Annotated in this window: 16 protein-coding genes; 14 read left to right on the top strand and 2 right to left on the bottom strand. The window is 63.3% G+C overall.

The window, feature by feature from the left end:
• Positions 1-19: 19 nt before the first annotated feature.
• The 14 genes from KVP70_RS12840 to KVP70_RS12905 all read left to right on the top strand — a co-directional run bounded on the left by KVP70_RS12840 (position 20) and on the right by KVP70_RS12905 (position 15,447).
• Positions 20-1,489, top strand: coding sequence for a sensor domain-containing diguanylate cyclase (locus KVP70_RS12840; RefSeq protein ID WP_217942623.1), 1,470 nt, complete (start codon positions 20-22; stop codon positions 1,487-1,489).
• 140 nt (positions 1,490-1,629) lie between these two features.
• Positions 1,630-2,154 (top strand): PRC-barrel domain-containing protein, encoded by a 525-nt coding sequence (locus KVP70_RS12845; protein ID WP_217942624.1) that lies wholly within the window; start codon positions 1,630-1,632, stop codon positions 2,152-2,154.
• A gap of 108 nt (positions 2,155-2,262) precedes the next feature.
• Positions 2,263-3,345: an ABC transporter substrate-binding protein gene (locus KVP70_RS12850; RefSeq protein WP_217942625.1), complete on the top strand. Its 1,083-nt coding sequence runs from the start codon at positions 2,263-2,265 to the stop codon at positions 3,343-3,345.
• An 87-nt stretch (positions 3,346-3,432) separates the two neighbouring features.
• Complete coding sequence (locus KVP70_RS12855; RefSeq protein WP_217942626.1) at positions 3,433-4,152, top strand: transporter substrate-binding domain-containing protein; 720 nt, start codon at positions 3,433-3,435, stop codon at positions 4,150-4,152.
• Positions 4,153-4,227: 75 nt separating this feature from the next.
• On the top strand, positions 4,228-5,658 hold the full coding sequence (locus KVP70_RS12860) for a circularly permuted type 2 ATP-grasp protein (protein WP_217942627.1): 1,431 nt from the start codon (positions 4,228-4,230) through the stop codon (positions 5,656-5,658).
• Between the two features lie 9 nt (positions 5,659-5,667).
• On the top strand, positions 5,668-6,618 hold the full coding sequence (locus KVP70_RS12865; protein WP_217942628.1) for an alpha-E domain-containing protein: 951 nt from the start codon (positions 5,668-5,670) through the stop codon (positions 6,616-6,618).
• Between the two features lie 13 nt (positions 6,619-6,631).
• A complete protein-coding gene (locus KVP70_RS12870; protein ID WP_217942629.1) occupies positions 6,632-7,435 on the top strand; it encodes a transglutaminase family protein in 804 nt (267 codons plus the stop codon).
• 56 nt (positions 7,436-7,491) lie between these two features.
• The gene (locus KVP70_RS12875) at positions 7,492-8,367 is read left to right on the top strand and encodes a proteasome-type protease (protein ID WP_217942630.1); all 876 of its coding nucleotides are present in this window, start codon (positions 7,492-7,494) and stop codon (positions 8,365-8,367) included.
• Positions 8,368-8,425: 58 nt separating this feature from the next.
• Positions 8,426-8,836, top strand: coding sequence for an Hpt domain-containing protein (locus tag KVP70_RS12880; protein WP_217942631.1), 411 nt, complete (start codon positions 8,426-8,428; stop codon positions 8,834-8,836).
• Positions 8,837-9,428: 592 nt separating this feature from the next.
• Positions 9,429-9,854 (top strand): hypothetical protein, encoded by a 426-nt coding sequence (locus KVP70_RS12885; protein ID WP_217942632.1) that lies wholly within the window; start codon positions 9,429-9,431, stop codon positions 9,852-9,854.
• A 104-nt stretch (positions 9,855-9,958) separates the two neighbouring features.
• Positions 9,959-10,870 carry a LysR family transcriptional regulator gene (locus tag KVP70_RS12890; RefSeq protein ID WP_217942633.1) on the top strand — a complete coding sequence of 304 codons (912 nt, stop codon included), beginning with the start codon at positions 9,959-9,961 and terminating at the stop codon, positions 10,868-10,870.
• 105 nt (positions 10,871-10,975) lie between these two features.
• Entirely contained in the window at positions 10,976-12,904 is a 1,929-nt protein-coding gene (locus tag KVP70_RS12895) for a serine protein kinase (protein ID WP_217942634.1), read from the top strand.
• A 9-nt stretch (positions 12,905-12,913) separates the two neighbouring features.
• A complete protein-coding gene (locus tag KVP70_RS12900; RefSeq protein WP_217942635.1) occupies positions 12,914-14,059 on the top strand; it encodes a DUF444 family protein in 1,146 nt (381 codons plus the stop codon).
• Entirely contained in the window at positions 14,056-15,447 is a 1,392-nt protein-coding gene (locus KVP70_RS12905) for a SpoVR family protein (protein WP_217942636.1), read from the top strand. Before KVP70_RS12900 ends, KVP70_RS12905 begins: the two co-directional genes overlap by 4 nt.
• Here the strand turns inward: KVP70_RS12905 and KVP70_RS12910 are convergent.
• Both KVP70_RS12910 and KVP70_RS12915 read right to left on the bottom strand, forming a co-directional pair.
• Positions 15,404-16,465 (bottom strand): SDR family oxidoreductase, encoded by a 1,062-nt coding sequence (locus KVP70_RS12910; RefSeq protein WP_217942637.1) that lies wholly within the window; start codon positions 16,463-16,465, stop codon positions 15,404-15,406. The genes KVP70_RS12905 and KVP70_RS12910 overlap by 44 nt on opposite strands.
• On the bottom strand, positions 16,465-17,745 hold the full coding sequence (locus tag KVP70_RS12915) for a nucleotide sugar dehydrogenase (protein ID WP_217942638.1): 1,281 nt from the start codon (positions 17,743-17,745) through the stop codon (positions 16,465-16,467). The genes KVP70_RS12910 and KVP70_RS12915 overlap by 1 nt, the downstream gene beginning before the upstream one ends.
• Positions 17,746-17,806 lie beyond the last annotated feature (61 nt).

A 17,806-nucleotide genomic window follows, 5' to 3' on the forward strand; every position in this document is an offset into this window, starting at 1 on the left:
ATGCAACTAGGATTTCTCCATGAAACATAGCCAGCCGCCGTCGGAGCTGCCGCAGATGGCGCGCGCCGTGTCGGTGCGTCGGCTGTTCCGGCACGGCGACCGGGCCGAACAGCGGACAATCGCGGCGCTGTGGCTGCTGTCGCTGGCCGCCAGTATCGGGCTGGGGCTGGCTTCCGTGATCTACAAATGGTCCGGCCTGCCGGTGCGGCTGGGCGGGGTCGAGCTGTACATCACCGTTTATCCGCCGCTGGTGATCTGCCTGCTGTGGACGCTCACCTGCGGCTGGTGGTGGGGCGCCATTCCGGCCTATCTGGCGACGTTGACACTGGCCCTGTACGGCGGCATGCCGCTGCCCTGGGCGCTGCTGTTCAGCGGCGCCAATCCGCTCGGCTTCGCGGTCATGGGGCTGGGTTACCGGGCCATTTCCGCCAGCCGGCGCCTGACCAGCGTGGGGGCGATGCTGCTCTACGTGCAGCTGGCATTCGTCGGCGCGATCTTCAGTTCGAGCGGCGCGCTGGTTTGGTGCTACACCAACCGCATCGACTCTACTGCCCTGCTGCCGATCTGGCAGGGCTGGTGGCTGGGCGCCTTCCTGCAAAGCGTGTTGCTCTGCGCGCCCGTGTTGGCGCTGATGTGGCCGCACCTGGAGCGCTGGCAACAGCAACGGCCGCAACTGCTGGTGGAATCCAGCCGCGATCCGCGCGGTTCAGTGCTGCGCTGGCTCGGCTGCGTGACGATCGGCGTGCTGGTCTACGGTTTCGTCACCCTGCAACTGGCCGACAATCTGCTGCAGGCACAGGCGGCCGCCATTCCTGCGGGGCTGGCGCGGGCGCTGGAGGTGGCGCGCGATACGACCTGGGCGTTTTACTGGGTGTTCGCGCTGATCGTCGTGTTTATCGCCGTGTTCGGCTATCACATGTTCATCCACTGGCAGACGCTGACCAACCAGTTGCTGGCCGACTTGCGCCATGCGAACCAGCGGCTGTACATGCTGGCCGGCACCGACAGCCTGACCGGCTTGCACAACCGGCGCGTGGCGGACGAGCGCATCGCCGCCGAATGGCTTCGGGCCCAGCGGCTTGGCGCGCAGGCGGCGCTGGTGATGATCGATATCGACCACTTCAAGCAGATCAACGACCGCCACGGCCACCCGGTCGGCGATGAGGCGATCCGGGTGCTGGCGACTGCGATCCGCGCCCTGTCGCGCGAGGTGGACTGCGCCTGCCGCTACGGCGGCGAGGAATTCGTCATCATCCTGCCACAAGCCGACGCCGAAGGCGCCTACTACTTCGCCGAACGCCTGCGCAGCCGCGTGGCGGCGGCGCCGGTGGCCAGTGAGCACGGCGTTTTCCACTTCACGGTCAGCGTCGGCATCGCACTCGTCAATCCGGCAGACCCCGGTCATGAAGCATGGATAGAACGCAGCGATCACGCGCTGTACCGTGCCAAGCGGGACGGCCGCAACCGGGTGGTGGCGGCGGCGGCCTGAGTTTGGTTCCCCAGGAACTCAGTCCTGTCCTACAGCCACACCGCTCGCGCACCTATAGCTGTACCGGGATGCTCCAAGCATGATGAGCGTTGTCACCTCGCGATCCAACGAGGGACCTTACTCACCATCTGGAGACCAACATGAGCTACCTAGACCGCGATACCTATGGCATTTACAGCGATACCTCGGCCGGCCCCGGCCCTCGGCTGATGGGCGCCGACACACTGATCGGTGAAGACGTCTACAACCTCCAGGACGAAGACTTGGGCGACATCAAGGAAATCATGCTCGACATGCGCCAGGGCCAGGTTGCCTATGCGGTGTTGTCGTTCGGCGGCTGGCTGGGCATGGGCGACAAGCTGTTCGCCGTCCCCTGGCAGGCCATGCAACTCGATACCGCCAACAAACGCTTCCTGCTGGATGTTTCGAAAGAGCACCTGAAGAACGCCCCCGGCTTCAACAAGGATAATTGGCCCGACATGGCCAGCGCCGAGTTCAGCAGCCAGATCCACAGTTTCTACGGCACCCAGCAGAACGCCCCCGGCGCCCGCACCGCCAGCGGCAGCGTGATGGGCACCGGCACCGGCAGTCTGCAAAGCGATCCGGGCGCCAGCGCCAGCCGCACCACCCCTGGCAGCAGCGGCAGCGGCAGCGGCAACCTGTAGCGGCTGGCCCACAGAACGCGCAGATTGGCTCGTCAAGGCATGCGATTGCGAGCGTGCCTGACGGGCATCTCTGGTCTAATTATTGCATCGACAGCAATTAGACCCACCATGCAAAAATCCATCGCACTTCCCCTGATCGCGCTGGCGCTGTGCGCCGGCAACCTCCCCGCCCTCGCCTTCGAACCCCTGCCGCCAGAGACCATGGACGACGCCCGCGTCTTCAAGGTCGAGATATTGCAGGTCACCGACATCGAACCCTACCAGCAAGCCTACACCGGCTTTATCAAGTCGCTGCAGGAGAGCGGCCTGGTGGAGGGCAAGAACCTGAGCATCAACCGTGTGGCCATCGATTTCGACGTCGAGAAAGGCGGCTTCTGGAACCGGCTGGGCGTGTTGCTGCGCATCCGCCAGGAGACCAGCCGCATCGTCACCACCAAGCCTGACCTGGTGTTGACGATAGGCACGCCGGCCACCAAGTATGCGCGCGGCATGCTGGTCGACGCCCATATCCCGCTGGTATTCACGGCGGTGGCCAACCCGGAGGATGCCGGCTGCATATCGCTGGTGGACGCCGGCGAAGGCGCGACCGGCTCCACCCTGTACACCGACATGTCCGACTCGCTGAAACTGGTCCGTGACGTGTTCCCCAACGCCCACCGGATCGGCATGGTGCACACCGATGATGAAAACGGCGTCGCCAACGTGGCGGAGGCAACCCGCGACGGCAAGCCGCTGGGGCTGGACGTCAGCACGCGGCTGGTGAACAAGACCGATCCGATCGCGCCAACGCTGAAGGAACTGTATAACGGCGGCCGTGGCGTCGATATCTTTGCCGTGCCGCTGGACACTTACTACGGCCTGCACCGTTACGAGGCGGCGATCGACCTGGGCGATTTCGGCATCGAGAACAAGGTGCCGGTGGTGACGCTGGCGATGGTGCGGGTGCCGGGCGCGGCGCTCTACGTGGGCGCCGATTTCACCCAGGTCGGCCGGCTGGCCGGCAGCCAGGCGGCCAAGATCCTGCAGCGTCACACCAAGCCGGACGTGCTGCCCATCCTGCGCCAGATGACGCCGACGGTGATGGTCGACCCGGCGCGCATGGCGGCATTGAAAGTCACCCTGCCGGCCGCGATGGTGGCCCACAAGACCGAGACCAGCAACGGCTTCTGGCAGATCGACATGGCCCAATAAGTTGTACCGTCTTGCCTGGCTGGCAAGCTATACTCGTGCTATAGACGACTACAAGGGGCGGATATGCAGCGCAGGCGGGTCATAGCGATGGGTACGCTGCTGGGCCTGGGCATCGCGCCATGCCTGGCCGCCGATGAGGTGGCGCACATCGTCATGGGCAGCATGCTGGAACAGCAGAGCAGCTACGCCTATCGCTGGCTGCGGCTGATTTACACGGAAGCGTTCCGGCAACTGAACGTGACGATGACGATACGCACTTTCCCGGCCGCCCGCGCCAGCGCCGAGGCGATCGCCGGCAACGTCGACGGCGAGCTGGCGCGCGGTTACGATTACGGCGCCATGCAGTCGGTCCTGATACGAGTGGCGGAAGCGCCGCTGGTGGCCAGCGACGTCGCCTACACCCGCGATCCGGACCTGCGCCTCAGCAACGGCTGGGAATCGCTGCGGGGCACCAGCTACCGCGTGGATTTCCGCTTCGGCTACCCGGTGGTCCAGCAACGGCTGGCCGCGGTGCTGCCGGCCGGCGCCTTTGCCGGCGTGCTGAACGCGGAACTGGGCCTGCGCAAGCTGGTCATCGGGCGCAGCGACCTGTACATCGATGCCGCCGAGATCGTCGAACCCATGCTGGCCAGTGCCGAATTCAGGAACGCCGGCATACGCCAGGCCGGACTCATGGAACGCCTCCCGGTGTACGCCTACCTGAACAGGAAACACGAAAAACTGGCGCTGCGACTGGCCGCCGTCATCAAGAAGATGCGCGACAGCGGCGAAATCGAACAGCTGCGCCTGCAAGCGCAGAAGGAATAATCGCACCAAAATCGGGCATTTCATCTGGCACGTTTCTTGATAGAAGAGACATGTACTCATCAGGGAATGTTCGATATGGCTAAATTCTTCAACGAAATGACCGCCGACGGGCTGGCCCATCACGCCAGCGCCGAGGTACGTGAACACTACCGCGAGTTTTGCGGCTGGCTGCAGCGCCAGTCGGCCGAGACCATCGAGCGCAAGCGGGCCGAGGCCGATCTGACCTTCCGCCGGGTCGGCATCACCTTCGCCGTCTATGGCGACGATGCCGGCACCGAGCGGCTGATCCCCTTCGACACCATACCGCGCATTATCCCGGCGGCCGAATGGAAGCAGCTGCAAACCGGGCTGGTGCAACGGGTCCAGGCGCTGAACATGTTCATCCATGATATTTATCATGACCAGAACATCATCAAGGCCGGCATCATCCCCGCCGAGCAAATCTACCAGAACGCCCAGTACCGGCCCGAGATGCAGGGCATCAAGGTGGTGTCGGACATCTATGCGCACATCGCCGGGGTCGACATCGTGCGCGCCGGCCAGGGCGAGTTCTACGTGCTGGAGGATAACCTGCGGGTACCGTCCGGCGTCTCCTACATGCTGGAAGACCGCAAGATGATGATGCGGCTGTTCCCAGAACTGTTCGCCCGCAACAAGATCGCTCCGGTCGACCACTACCCGGACTTGCTGCTCGATAACCTACGCTCGGTGGCGCCGATGGGCATCAACGATCCCACCGTGGTCGTGATGACGCCGGGCATGTACAACTCGGCCTACTTCGAACACGCCTTCCTGGCCCAGCAGATGGGCGTGGAGCTGGTCGAGGGCAAGGATTTGTTTGTCAGCGATAACACCGTGTTCATGCGCACCACGCGCGGCCCCAAGCGGGTGGACGTGATCTATCGCCGCCTGGACGACGATTTCCTCGATCCGCTGGCGTTCCGTCCGGATTCTTCGCTGGGCGTGCCGGGCTTGCTGTCGGTGTACCGCGCCGGGCGCGTCACGCTGGCCAACGCCATCGGCACCGGGGTGGCGGACGACAAGTCCATCTATCCCTTTGTACCCGACATGATCAAGTTCTATCTGTCCGAAGAGCCGGTGCTGAACAACGTGCCGACCTACCAATGCCGGAAGAAGGAAGACCTGGCCTACACGCTGGCCAACCTGCCCGAGCTGGTGGTCAAGGAGGTCCATGGCGCGGGCGGCTACGGCATGCTGGTCGGTCCGGCCTCGACCAGGCAGCAGATCGAGGACTTCCGCCGGCGCCTGATCGCCAGGCCGGACGGCTATATCGCCCAGCCGACGCTGGCCCTGTCGGCCTGCCCCACCTATGTGGAAAGCGGCATCGCGCCGCGCCATATCGATCTGCGACCGTTTGTGCTGTCCGGCAAGACCATTGCGATGGTGCCGGGCGGGCTGACCCGCGTAGCCTTGCAGGAAGGCTCGCTGGTGGTGAACTCGTCGCAGGGCGGCGGCACCAAGGACACCTGGATTTTGGAACGCTAAGGAGAGCTCATGTTAAGCCGCACCGCCGATCACCTGTTCTGGATGGCCCGCTACACCGAGCGCGCCGAAAACACCGCGCGCATGCTCGACGTCAACGTGCAAACGTCGATGCTGCCGCAGTCCGACGAGGAAAACGCCCACGGCTGGCGCGCCATGCTCGGCATCTCCGAGCTGCAGTCCGCGTTTGACCGCAAGTACGACACGTTGGAGGCGCGCGCCGTCATCGACTTCATGGTGCGCGACCCGGACAATCCCTCCTCCATCGTGGCCTGCCTGACCGAGGCGCGCGAAAACGCCCGCGCCGTGCGCGGCACGCTGACCACGGAAGTCTGGGAAATCCAGAACCAGACCTGGCTGGACATGCAAAAGCGCCTGAACAGCGATCTGCTGGACAACGATCCCAGCAAGTTCTTCGAATGGGTCAAGTTCCGTTCCCATTTGTCGCGCGGCGTCACGGTTGGCACCATGTTGCGCGACGAAGCCGTGCATTTCATCCGGCTTGGCACCTTCCTGGAGCGGGCCGACAACACCGCCCGCATCCTCGACGTCAAGTTCCACGGCGGTGGCGCGGAAAGCACCGGCGAGGCCATGACGCAACGCGACTTCTATTACTGGGGCGCGCTGCTGCGCTCGGTGTCCGGTTTCGAGATCTACCGCAAGGTGTATCGCGACGTCATCACCCCGGCCCGCATCGCCGAGTTGCTGATGCTGCGCGGCGACATGCCGCGTTCCTTGCTGGCCTGCATGGACGAAGTGGTCCAGAACCTGGGCGAAGTGCGCAACGACGTTTCCGCCGATACGGAACGCTTCGCCGGCAGGCTGCGGGCCGAACTGCAATTCGGCAAAATCGACGACATCCTGGCGGCCGGCCTGCACGACACCCTGACCGGCTTCCTGGCCGACATCAATCAACTGGGCAATCGCGTCAGCCGCGACTTCCTGGTGCCGCTGGCGGCTTGAAGCGAGACACTCCATGCAACTGACGATACGCCACGAAACGCGCTACACCTACACCACGCCGCTGGCCTACACCATTCAGCAACTGCACCTGACGCCGCGCGCCGAAGCGCAGCAGCATGTGCTGTCGTGGAACATCGCCATGCCGGGCCATGTGCACGCCTACACTGATGCCTATGGCAACCTGTCGCACATGATGACGATGAACGTGCCGCACCAGGGGCTGACCATCGTCGCCGGCGGCGTGATCGAGACCACCAGCCCGAAACAGGGGCGGATACCAAACGGCGACAGCCTGTCGCCGCTGATCTTCACGGTGTCGACCCGGCTGACCGAGCCCACGCCCGGCATCCTGGAGCTGGCGGCATCCTGCCTGCCGGACGGCAAGGCGCAGACCAAGGACTTGATCCGCCTGGCGGAGCACATCTTTGGTGCGGTCCGGTATCAAAGCGGTGCGACCGCCGTCACCACCACCGCCAGCGATGCGCTGGCGCTGGGCCAAGGCGTGTGCCAGGACCATGCGCACCTGTTCCTGGCCTGCTGTCACGCGCACGGGATACCGGCGCGCTATGTGTCCGGCTACATCGACCCGGAAACCAGCGACCACGCCGCCAGCCATGCCTGGGTGGACGCCTGGGCCGAGGACAGGGATTACACCGGCTGGGTCAGCATCGATGTGACCCACGCGCGGCTGATGACGGACGCCTATTGCCGCCTGGCCATCGGCCGCGACTACGACGCGGCGGCGCCGGTGCGGGGCGTGCGGCGCGGCGGCGGCACCGAGTCGATGAGCGTGGACGTGCAGATCGTGCCGCAATAGATAGGGCCGCAACGACGGGGTACAATCATAATTATTCCAATCAACAACTTGTAACGATGACCTATTGTGTGGGCATGCGCCTGAATGCCGGGCTGGTGTTTCTTTCGGATTCGCGTACCAACGCTGGCGTGGACCAGGTCGGCACGTTCCGCAAGATGAGCGTGTTTGAGATCCCCGGCGAACGCATGATGGTGATGATGACCGCCGGAAATCTGTCGATCTCGCAATCGATACGCCAGCTGGTGTCAGAACAGCAGAACGCCGAGGGCCGCAGCATCTGGACCGCCACCAGCATGCACGAGGCGGCACGCCAGCTGGGCGACGCCGTGCGCAGGGTGCACGAGCGCGACGCCAAGGCGTTGGCCGAGTTTGGCATCGAGTTCAATGTCAGCATCATTTTCGGCGGTCAGATCAAGGGCGAACGCTGCCGTTTGTTCCAGATCTATTCGGCCGGAAATTTCATCGAATCCCACGATGAGAACACCTATTTCCAGATCGGCGAAGCCAAGTACGGCAAACCTATCATCGACCGCGTGGTCACCCCGGCCACCAGCCTGGACGATGCCGCCAAATGTGCGCTCATTTCGATGGACTCGACCTTGCGTTCCAACGTGTCGGTCGGACTGCCGCTGGATTTGCTGGTCTATGAGACGGAAAAACTCGCGGTCACCCATTTCGTCACCATCGACGAGCACAACCAGTATTTCCAGATGATACGCAACACCTGGGGCCATCAACTGAAGCGCGTCTTCGAAGGACTGGACCATCCGCTCTGGGACGCGGCGCCTGAGGCGACCAGCAATGTGTTGCATTCGGCCCAGGCCGGCGGCAAGCCGGTGCGCGTGGCGCCGCCGGCGACTGTGGCGATGCCGCCGCTGTCGAACACGCCCTTGCAGACGCTCACCCAACAGTTTCATGACGGGCAACAGTAACACCAGCGTTCCGGAAAGAGTATGATGCAGGGAGTTTTCACCTTACACGGAGCGATGCATGTCTGACGCCTTACCGCCGTTAGCCGAAGAGCAAATCTTTTCGGTCGATACCTTGCTCAAATACATGGGCAATGACGATAAGGCGCTGGCCGTAGTCTCGAAGATCGTGCGCGACGCCTGCGCGCCCGGCATGGCGCCGATGCAGCAAGCCGCCGTCGCCCTGCGCGAAGAACGCTATACCGACGCAGGGAAGATCCTGCACAGCCTGCGGGGATCGATAGGCACGCTGGGCGCCAAGCGCCTGGTGGCTTCGTCGCTCAAACTGGAGCAGGCCATCGCAGGGCGCCTGCTGGATCGGGTCCCGGCCCTGTTGCGGGACCTGGAATCCGAGTATCAGCTGGTATTGCAGTCGGCCGACGGCTGGCTGCAAGGAAATGCACCGCCAGGCGGACAAGCCACCCCAGCCTGACTTCACAGTAAGATGCTGGACTATCACCGTTAACGAGCGGTCACCCGGACCGCTGCACGCGCGTCACGCCTGATGAATTGCTGGTCAGTTTATTACTGCCTCAGAGTCAACCAAATACAACGTCCTCCGCATAAATATGCAAAAAATGCGGGCATATTATTCAGAAATTGTGAATACTTATCCGTGTTGCAGTGCAACCTAGCACCTGCCGTCAGCGCAATATTGCCTCTCTTAACGAATGGTTACAATTGTTACCCTGAATATCGGCTTGCAATCAGGTGCCTGAAAAGCTTCGTGATAATATCCGACCCGTACCGCCAAATTCAAGCAGCTAGCAAGGCAGAATCTAGTGTGCGCCATGTTTGCCGATGTTTTTGTAGAATGGAAAGATAAGTTTATTGCGCCACGGCATCTTGCGCAATTGATAATTTGTCTCAGTGCAAGTATAATGGTGCATTGCGTCGAGACACTTGAACGACGCGCGCAGCATTTGAAGTGCCACGGCAGACGGCCCAGGGTTTTAGCCTGGACAGCCCAGTAGACGGCTCTGCTCACTGACGGTGGTACTGCTTTAACCAAGGGTAACTAAAATATGGAATTATTCAACAAGTCTGGCGTGCTGGTGTCGTCGGTGCTGGTGCTGGTGGGAGCGCTGATCGCTTGCCAGGCGCAGGAAGACGGGATACCTTCGCCGACCATGATTGAAGCCGCCGCCATGCAGTTGGGCCCGCAGGGCCAACCGGCCGCCGAGCGTCGCTTGCAAGAGTGGGCCGAACAGGGTTCGCCGGTGGCCCAGCGTGAACTGGCCCTGCGCTATCTGGCGAACCCGGCCAAACGCGGCGAAGCCCAGCAGTTGTTCGAGCGCGCCGCCAATGCCGGCGACGCCCAGGCGGCGTCAGGACTGGTGGGTATGTATCGCGGCAATTCCACCAGCATGCAAGACGCTGCCGGCAACGCCACCATCACCGCCGGCCGCGTAATCAAGGAAGCCGCCAACGTGAACTACCTGCCGCGCTGAGCGCCCTGCTCCCATCGCCATAGAGCCGCAACACCCGTCTGGTGCTGCGGCTTTTTTATTGTGTTGTTGATATATATTTTACAAAACATGAATGGGAGCGCCGTATGGACCGGTTGCGTGCACTGGAAGTATTCGTTGAGGTAGTTCGCCGGGAAGGTTTTGCCCGGGCCGCTGACGCGCTCGATACTTCACCCGCCAACGTCACCCGCTACATCAGCGACCTGGAAGCGCATCTGCAAACCCGGCTGCTGAACCGCAGCTCGCGCAAGATGTCGCTCACTTCCAGCGGCGAGGCGCTGTTCGAGCGCGCCAAGTCCATCCTGGACGACGTGGCCGAGGCGGAAGCCATCGTTTCTTCGGCCACCATGCAGCCGCGCGGCGTGCTGCGCATCAACGCCCCGCTCAGCTTCGGCGTACTGCACCTGGCGCCGCTGTGGGCCAGGTTCATGCAGAAATATCCGGAGGTGCAGCTGGATGTGGTGCTGATCGACCGCGTGGTCGATATCGTCGAGGAAGGCTACGACATGGCGATCCGCATCTCGCGCGCCGGCTCGCCCTCCCATGTGGCGCGCAAGCTGGCCACATCGCACAACATCCTGTGCGCGGCGCCGGCCTACATCCAGCAGCGTGGCATGCCGATGCAGCCTGCCGAGTTGTTGCAACACAGCTGCATCGGCTACAGCTACGCGGCCACGGCCGACGAGTGGCAGATGCTGGACGCCCAAGGGCAGCCTCATACAGTCAAAGTGCCCTGTGTGATGCACACCAATAACGGCGACACCGCGCGCGGCGCGGCGCTGGGCGGCCTGGGCGTGATCTGGCAGCCCAGCTTCCTGGTCGGCGCCGACTTGCGCGCCGGCAGGCTGGTGCGGGTGCTGCCCGACTACCACATGTCCGATATCGATGTGCTGGCCGTCTATCCCAGCCGCCGCCACCTGAGCGCCAAGGTGCGGGTGATGATCGACTTCCTGGTCGAGGCATTTTCCGGCACGCCGCCGTGGGACCGCGCTGACTGATTTTCAGCCATAAAAATCCCCGAGTCCATTTGACGCACCTCATATAGCCTGCCCGTCCTGGCGCAGATACTTGTCTGTGCTGACTGCACAGGAGGGGATGCGACGATGGATCAACGGGAACAATACCGGGAGCAACTGCAAGCCTTCACGCGCCAGCACCGGGCGGGCCATTGGAGCGGCAGCTTCGCGCAGTTCATGGAGCAGGTGCTGCCGATGGCGCCCTGCCAATTCGTGCGCAGTTCGCATCAATACATCTGGGACATGCTGGGCTGGAGCGGCCAGCAAGACGAACACGGCAGGCTGCGCTGCAAGCTGTTCGCCGACGAACTCTTCGGCATCGACGAGGCGCTGGCGCGCGTGGCCGACTATTTCAAGGCCGCCGCCGCCGGTTCCGAGGTCGGGCGGCGCCTGCTGCTGCTGCTGGGGCCTCCGTCCGGCGGCAAGTCCACGCTGGTGATACGGCTTAAGCGCGGCCTGGAGGAATACAGCTACACCGACGCCGGCGCCCTGTTTGGCATCGCCGGCTGCCCGGTGCACGAATCGCCGCTGCATCTGGTGCCGCACACCATGCGTCCCGGCTTCCGCGAAACCTACGGCGTCGACCTGACCGGCGAGTTGTGTCCCCATTGCCGGATGCGGCTGGAACACGAACTGAGCGGCGACTTCCTGCGCATGCCGGTCGAGCGCATCTTCATTTCCGAAGCCGGGCGCAGCGGCGTCGGCACCTATGCGCCGCATGACCCCAATACGGCCGATATCGCCGACCTGGTGGGCTCGGTCGACCTGTCCAAGGTGGCCGAGTTCGGCGACGAAGGCGATCCGCGCGCATGGTCCTGGTCGGGCGCCGTGTACGCCGCCAGCCGCGGCATGCTGGAGATGATAGAAATCCTCAAGGTCAAGCGTGAATTCCTGTACCTGCTGCTGACGCTGACGCAAGAGAAAAACGTCAAGGTGGCACGCTTTCCGCTGATTTATCTCGACGAGACCATCCTCGCCCATACCAACCTCGCCGAGTTCCGCAAGTTCCTGCAGGAGAGCGAGAACGAGGGTTTGCTGGATCGCATGGTGATTGTGCAGGTGCCCTACACCTTGAACTACCGGGATGAGGCGCGCATCTACCACAAGCTGATCCTGGCGGCGGCGCCGGCCTTCCGCAGCGTCCACCTGGACCCGCATGTGCTGCACGCCGCGGCCGTCTTTGCCGTCCTGACCCGCCTGCACGAAGGCGAGGAACGCGACGGCGAACTGGCCAGGCGCGTGCGCATCCATGCCGGCGAAGACGTGGACGGCGTCCATCCGTCCGACGCGCAACGGCTGCGCAGCAAGGAGAAGGCGCCCGACGAGGGCTTGTCCGGCGTGTCGCCGCGCTTCGTCATCAATGCCCTGTCCAATGCCATCATTCAAACCTCCCGCAGCAGCCTGACCACGATGGACGTGCTGCTGGCGCTAAAGGATGGCATCGAAAGCGATGCGCGGATCGAATCGGCCCGCAAGCGCAAATGGGTCGACTATCTGGTGTTGACGCGCAAGGATTTCTATAACCGCTGGGTCAAGGAAGATGTGCACAAAGCCTTGTTCGTCTCGTTCGAGCAAGAGATCGAGGATTTACTGGGCAAGTATCTGGACGAGGTCGAAGCCATGCTGGACAACCGCCAGGTCAAGGACCCCATCACCTGCGAAGAACGGCGGCCGGACGAACGTTTCTTGCGTGCGGTCGAGGAGAAGATTGCGATTTCCGATTCCGGCAAGCAGTCGTTCCGGCAGGAGGTGGTGCGCAAGGCGATGAGCGCGTACAAGCGCGGCCAACGTTTCGGCCTGGGCAGCCACGCGCAGCTGCGTGACGCCTTGCAGCAATATCTGTTCGAGCAGCGCCGCGACGTGCTGCGCCTCGTCAGCTCCAGTAAGCGGCCCGACGACGAGGTGCGCGCCAAGATCTCCGCGGTGGAGCAGCGCCTGGTTGACGACTACGGCTACGACAGCCATTGCGCACGGGAAGCCTTGAACTACGTCACCACGCTGTTGGCGCAGGAATGAGGCCAGACCATGCAGACCGGCCAACGCGACTGGTACGAATTGTTTTCCCGGGGCGCGCGCGATTGGCTGCGCCACAACGACAAAGTGCGCAACGCCGTGCGCGACCACTTGCCCGAGATCATATCCTCGTCCAACCTGATGAGCGAACCCGGTCCGCACAGCGTGCAGGTGCCGCTGCGGCTGCTGGAGCATGCGCGCTTCCGTCTCGCGGAAAACAATCGCACCACCGGCGCCGGTCAGGGCCCCGGTCAACCGGGCGACTTGCTGTTGCCACCCGATGAAGCCTATGGCGATGAGGGCGGCGCCGGCAATGCGCCGGGCACCGTCACGCTGATGATGGAGTTCGCCATCGACGACATCGTCGACTGGCTGTGGCAAGAATTTCAATTGCCCTCGCTACAGCCGCGCGGCAACGCCACGCTGGAACAGCCGGAATTCCTGCATCGCGGCTGGGACAAGCACGGCGCCCGTTCCCGGCTGGACCGGCGCCGCACCATCAAGGAAGCCATCAAGCGGCGTGCGGTGCAGCGTGCGCCGGCGGCATTTACCAATGAAGACCTGCGCTTCCGCCAGCTGGTGGAGCGGCCTCGCCCCAGCAGCAACGCCGTGGTGTTCATGGTGCTCGACGTTTCCAGCAGCATGACGCAGGCCGAGCGGCGCCTGGCCAAGACTTTCTTTTTTCTGGCGCTGCAAGGCCTGCGCCGCAGTTACCACCGGCTGGAATTGCGCTTTCTGGCCCACGCGGCGCGGGCGTGGGAATTCAACGAAAGGGATTTCTTCGAGGTCAGCGGTATGGGCGGCACGATGGCATCGACCGGCTTTGAGCTGGCGCGCACGCTGCTTGAGGAGCACTATGATCCCGCCAGCTACAACAGCTATCTGTTCTACGCCTCGGATGGCGACAACTTTTCCGAAGACCGGACGGCGGCCGGCAAGCTGCTGGGCCAACTGGCGGGCCGCATGAATTATCTTGCCTATGTCGAGACCTTGCCGGGCATGCCGCGCATGCTGGAGACCGAGATGGGCCGGCTGTGGAAGGAGCGCGAGCGCCAGGGCTTGCCCTTGTCCAGTGTGGTGCTGACCCAGAGCGAGGACATCATCGGCGCCTTGAAACAATTTCTGACGCACCAGGCGGCCGCCGAGGAAGCGGCATGAGTACGCTTGAGGACTGGACCGCCCGGATTGAGCAACTTGCCGGCGAGCTCGGACTGGAATACTGCCCGGTCGATTTCGAGCTGGTGCCGCAAAACTTCATGCTTGAAATCGCGGTGTACGGCGTGCCGGTGCGCATGCATCACTGGTCGTTCGGCCTGCGCTACATCCACCAGCTGCTGCATCAGAACATGGGGCACTCGCGCATCTTCGAGGTGATGTTCCCCGGCGATCCATGCCGGGCCTATATGATGAACCAGAACAGCCTGGCCGAAAACACGCTGGTGGCCGCGCACGTCATCGGCCATGCGGATTTCGTTCGACGCAACTGTCTGTTCGACCGCTTCCTGAACATGGCGGGCGGCCATATACTCGAGCAAAGCGCGGCGCGCGCGTACCGCCTCGAACTGGCGCTGGCGCGCCACGGCCAGCAACGGGTGGAGGCCGTGCTGGACGCGGCGCTGGCGCTGGAGCCGCATATCGACATCCAGCAGGAGCTGTACCGCCCACCCTACCCCGACGCCAAGCCGGCGCCGCCGCGGGCGGCCGGCGAGCCCTTCCAGCAGCGCTATCGTTCCCTTCCCGGCGAGCCGCTTGCGTCGCCGCAGCCAACGGGGCGGGCGCCGATGCCGCCGCACCCCGAATATGACTTGCTGTGGTTCGTGGCCCATTACGCACCGGAGCTGCAGGATTGGGAGCGCGACATCTTCCTGGCCGTGCGTGAAGAATCGTTCTATTTTTATCCGGTGCACGCTTGCCAGATCATGAACGAAGGCTGGGCCTCCTACTGGCATGCACGATTGTTGCGCGAGGCGGAGTTCCTGCCGCCCGCCATCTACCTGCAAGCCCTCAAGGCCCATTCCGATGTGGTGCGCCCGTATGCGGGCGAGCAGCAGTTGGCGCTTGCGGTCAACCCCTACCACCTGGGCTTCAGCATGTGGGAGCGCATCGTCGAGCGGCAGGGTATCGAGGCGGCGCGCCGTATTTGCAACGAGGAGGATGACTTCGGCTTCATCCGCAACCACCTTGAGGCGGACCTGGCCTCCGAGCTGGGCCTGTTCAGCTACCAGATGCGCAAGGATGGGGAGACGCGCATGCTCAGCCGCGACATACACGAGGTCCGGGAAGCCATACTGGCGCCGAAATACAACTACGGCGCGCCCCGCATCGCGGTCGACAAGGTGCAGGAAGACCAGAGCCTGGTCCTGCGGCACGATCATGCCAGCGACGGGCGCGGTCTGGACCTGGCCGCCGCCGAGCAAGTGCTCAATTATGTGGCCCGCATCTGGCGCAAGCCGGTCACCTTATTGACGGTGGACTTTCGTGGTGTGCCACGAACCTTGACGGTCAGCCACCCAGATATGCCATATACCAGCGCAAAGCCTGCCTGAGTCCGCGCCGCAGATCGTGGGTGGGCGCATAGCCCAATAGCTCGCTGGCCTTGGAGATGTCAGCCTGCGAATGGCGCACGTCGCCGGCGCGGAATTCGCCGTACTCCGGCTGATAATCGCGCAAATGCGGGTAGTGCTCCACCAGCAAGCCGTGCAGCATCAGATACAGTTCGTTCAAACTGGTGCGCTCGTTGAGCGCCACGTTGTAGACCTGGTTGACCGCGTCCTTACGATCAGTCAACGCCGCCAGCAGGTTGGCCTGCACGGCATTGGCGACGTAGCAGAAGTCCCGGCTGGTTTCGCCATCGCCGTTGATCACCAGCCGGCGCCGCCCTATCATCGCCGCGATCCACTGCGGAATGACCGCTGCGTAGGCGCCAGCCGGGTCCTGGCGCGGCCCGAACACATTGAAATACCTGAGGCCGATACATTCGCTGGCGTAGCAACGCGCATAGACGTCGGCGTACAATTCGTTCACATATTTGGTCAAGGCATACGGCGACAGCGGCTTGCCGATCAAGGCTTCCTGCTTGGGCAAGGCCGGATGGTCGCCATAGCTGGCGCTGGAGGCGGCATAGACGATGCGCCGCGCGCCGGCCAGGCGCGCGGCCTCCAGCACGTTGAGACAGCCGCCGATATTGATGTCGTTGCACAGCAACGGCTCGTGCAGGGAGCGTGTCACCGAGCCCAGCGCCGCCTGGTGCAGCACAAAGTCGGCGCCAGCGCAGGCGCGGTTGCAGGCGGACACGTCGCGTATATCGCCCTCGATCAGTTCGAAGCGGCGCCAGGCCTCCGGGCCTACCGTGTCCCTGACTTGCTCCAGATTGTGGCGGTGGCCGGTCAGGAAACTGTCGAGTCCGACCACCCGCTGGCCCAGCTCCAGCAAGCACTGCAACAGGTTCGAACCGATGAATCCCGCAACGCCGGTGATCACCCAGCGGTACTGTTGCTGCTGCAGATGTTCGCGCACATCCTGGTAGCTGGTGGTGACCGGTGTGCCGTCTTCGTAGTCAGCCATCATAGCCTCCAGACGCTGAGGCCGCATTCACGCAATGCCTGTTCGTCAAATTGGGATTTGAGGTCGATGAAGCAACCGTCCTGGACGATCTTGGCGCGTAGCTGCTGCAAGGGGCGTTCGGCCAGTTCGCGATGGGCCACCGCGCTGATCATCGCCTCCGCGCAGGGCAGCTCGTCCCACGACTCCAGCCGCACGCCGTATTCATGTTGCGCTTCGTCGGGATCGGCCACCGGATCATGTACGTGCACATGCAAGCCATAGGATTCCAGCTCGGCGATCAAATCCGCGACCTTGGAGTTGCGCAAGTCCGGACAGTTTTCCTTGAACGTCAGCCCCAGCACATTGACCCGGCATCCCTTGAGCTTGAACCCCGCGCGCACCATCTCCTTGACCGTCTTCTCGGCAACAAACTTGGCCATGCCGTCATTGATGCGGCGCCCCGCCAGGATCACATGCGGATGGTAGCCCAGCAATTCAGCCTTGTGCGTCAGATAGTAGGGGTCGACGCCTATGCAATGCCCGCCGACCAGGCCGGGCCGGAACGGCAGGAAATTCCACTTGGTGCCGGCCGCCTGCAGTACTTCCAGCGTATCGATGTTCATCCGGTCGAAGATGATGGCCAGTTCATTCATCAGCGCGATATTGAGGTCGCGTTGGGTGTTCTCGATCACCTTGGCCGCTTCGGCCACCATGATGCTGGACGCGCGATGCACGCCGGCGTGCACGACCTCCTCATACAGCGCGGCCACGCGCTGCAGCGTGGCCTGGTCGTCGCCCGCGACGATCTTGCGTATGGTCGCCAGCGTATGCTCGCTGTCGCCCGGATTGATGCGTTCAGGCGAGAAACCGACATGAAAATCCCGCTGCCATTTCAGCCCCGAGCATTGCTCCAGCAAGGGGATGCAGATCTCCTCGGTGGCGCCGGGGTAGACCGTGGATTCATAGACCACCACGGCGCCAGGCTTCATGTAGCGCCCCACCGACTGGCTGGCCCCGATCAGCGCGGAAAAGTCCGGCTGGTGGGCGCCGTCGACCGGCGTCGGCACGGCCACCACAATGAAGTCGGCGTCGCTCAGCGCGGCGGGATCGCACCCCATCTCCAGCAGGCGCGCCGCGGCAAACTGTTCGCTGCTCACTTCGCCACCCGAATCGATTCCGCGCCGGTAGCTCGCCACCTTGCGCGCAGACAGGTCTATGCCGATGGTGCGGCGACGCGCGCCGAAAGCCACCGCCAGCGACAGTCCCACATATCCCAATCCCACCACGGCTACGACTTCCATAACTCACCTCGCGTCTGAGTGTTAAACCTGCGTCTCGGCCGATTCTACGGAGCGCTTCCGG

The organism is Duganella violaceipulchra, from assembly GCF_019166075.1.
Taxonomy (GTDB): domain Bacteria; phylum Pseudomonadota; class Gammaproteobacteria; order Burkholderiales; family Burkholderiaceae_D; genus Rugamonas; species Rugamonas violaceipulchra.

Coding starts and splice junctions, on each gene's coding strand:
- KVP70_RS12865 (WP_217942628.1), top strand. CDS start 5,668: ATGTTAAGCCGCACCGCCGATCACCTGTTCTGGATGGCCCGCTACACC.
- KVP70_RS12900 (WP_217942635.1), top strand. CDS start 12,914: ATGCAGACCGGCCAACGCGACTGGTACGAATTGTTTTCCCGGGGCGCG.
- KVP70_RS12915 (WP_217942638.1), bottom strand. CDS start 17,745: ATGGAAGTCGTAGCCGTGGTGGGATTGGGATATGTGGGACTGTCGCTG.
- KVP70_RS12910 (WP_217942637.1), bottom strand. CDS start 16,465: ATGGCTGACTACGAAGACGGCACACCGGTCACCACCAGCTACCAGGAT.
- KVP70_RS12880 (WP_217942631.1), top strand. CDS start 8,426: ATGTCTGACGCCTTACCGCCGTTAGCCGAAGAGCAAATCTTTTCGGTC.
- KVP70_RS12890 (WP_217942633.1), top strand. CDS start 9,959: ATGGACCGGTTGCGTGCACTGGAAGTATTCGTTGAGGTAGTTCGCCGG.
- KVP70_RS12860 (WP_217942627.1), top strand. CDS start 4,228: ATGGCTAAATTCTTCAACGAAATGACCGCCGACGGGCTGGCCCATCAC.
- KVP70_RS12850 (WP_217942625.1), top strand. CDS start 2,263: ATGCAAAAATCCATCGCACTTCCCCTGATCGCGCTGGCGCTGTGCGCC.
- KVP70_RS12840 (WP_217942623.1), top strand. CDS start 20: ATGAAACATAGCCAGCCGCCGTCGGAGCTGCCGCAGATGGCGCGCGCC.
- KVP70_RS12905 (WP_217942636.1), top strand. CDS start 14,056: ATGAGTACGCTTGAGGACTGGACCGCCCGGATTGAGCAACTTGCCGGC.
- KVP70_RS12855 (WP_217942626.1), top strand. CDS start 3,433: ATGGGTACGCTGCTGGGCCTGGGCATCGCGCCATGCCTGGCCGCCGAT.
- KVP70_RS12845 (WP_217942624.1), top strand. CDS start 1,630: ATGAGCTACCTAGACCGCGATACCTATGGCATTTACAGCGATACCTCG.
- KVP70_RS12885 (WP_217942632.1), top strand. CDS start 9,429: ATGGAATTATTCAACAAGTCTGGCGTGCTGGTGTCGTCGGTGCTGGTG.
- KVP70_RS12875 (WP_217942630.1), top strand. CDS start 7,492: ATGACCTATTGTGTGGGCATGCGCCTGAATGCCGGGCTGGTGTTTCTT.
- KVP70_RS12870 (WP_217942629.1), top strand. CDS start 6,632: ATGCAACTGACGATACGCCACGAAACGCGCTACACCTACACCACGCCG.
- KVP70_RS12895 (WP_217942634.1), top strand. CDS start 10,976: ATGGATCAACGGGAACAATACCGGGAGCAACTGCAAGCCTTCACGCGC.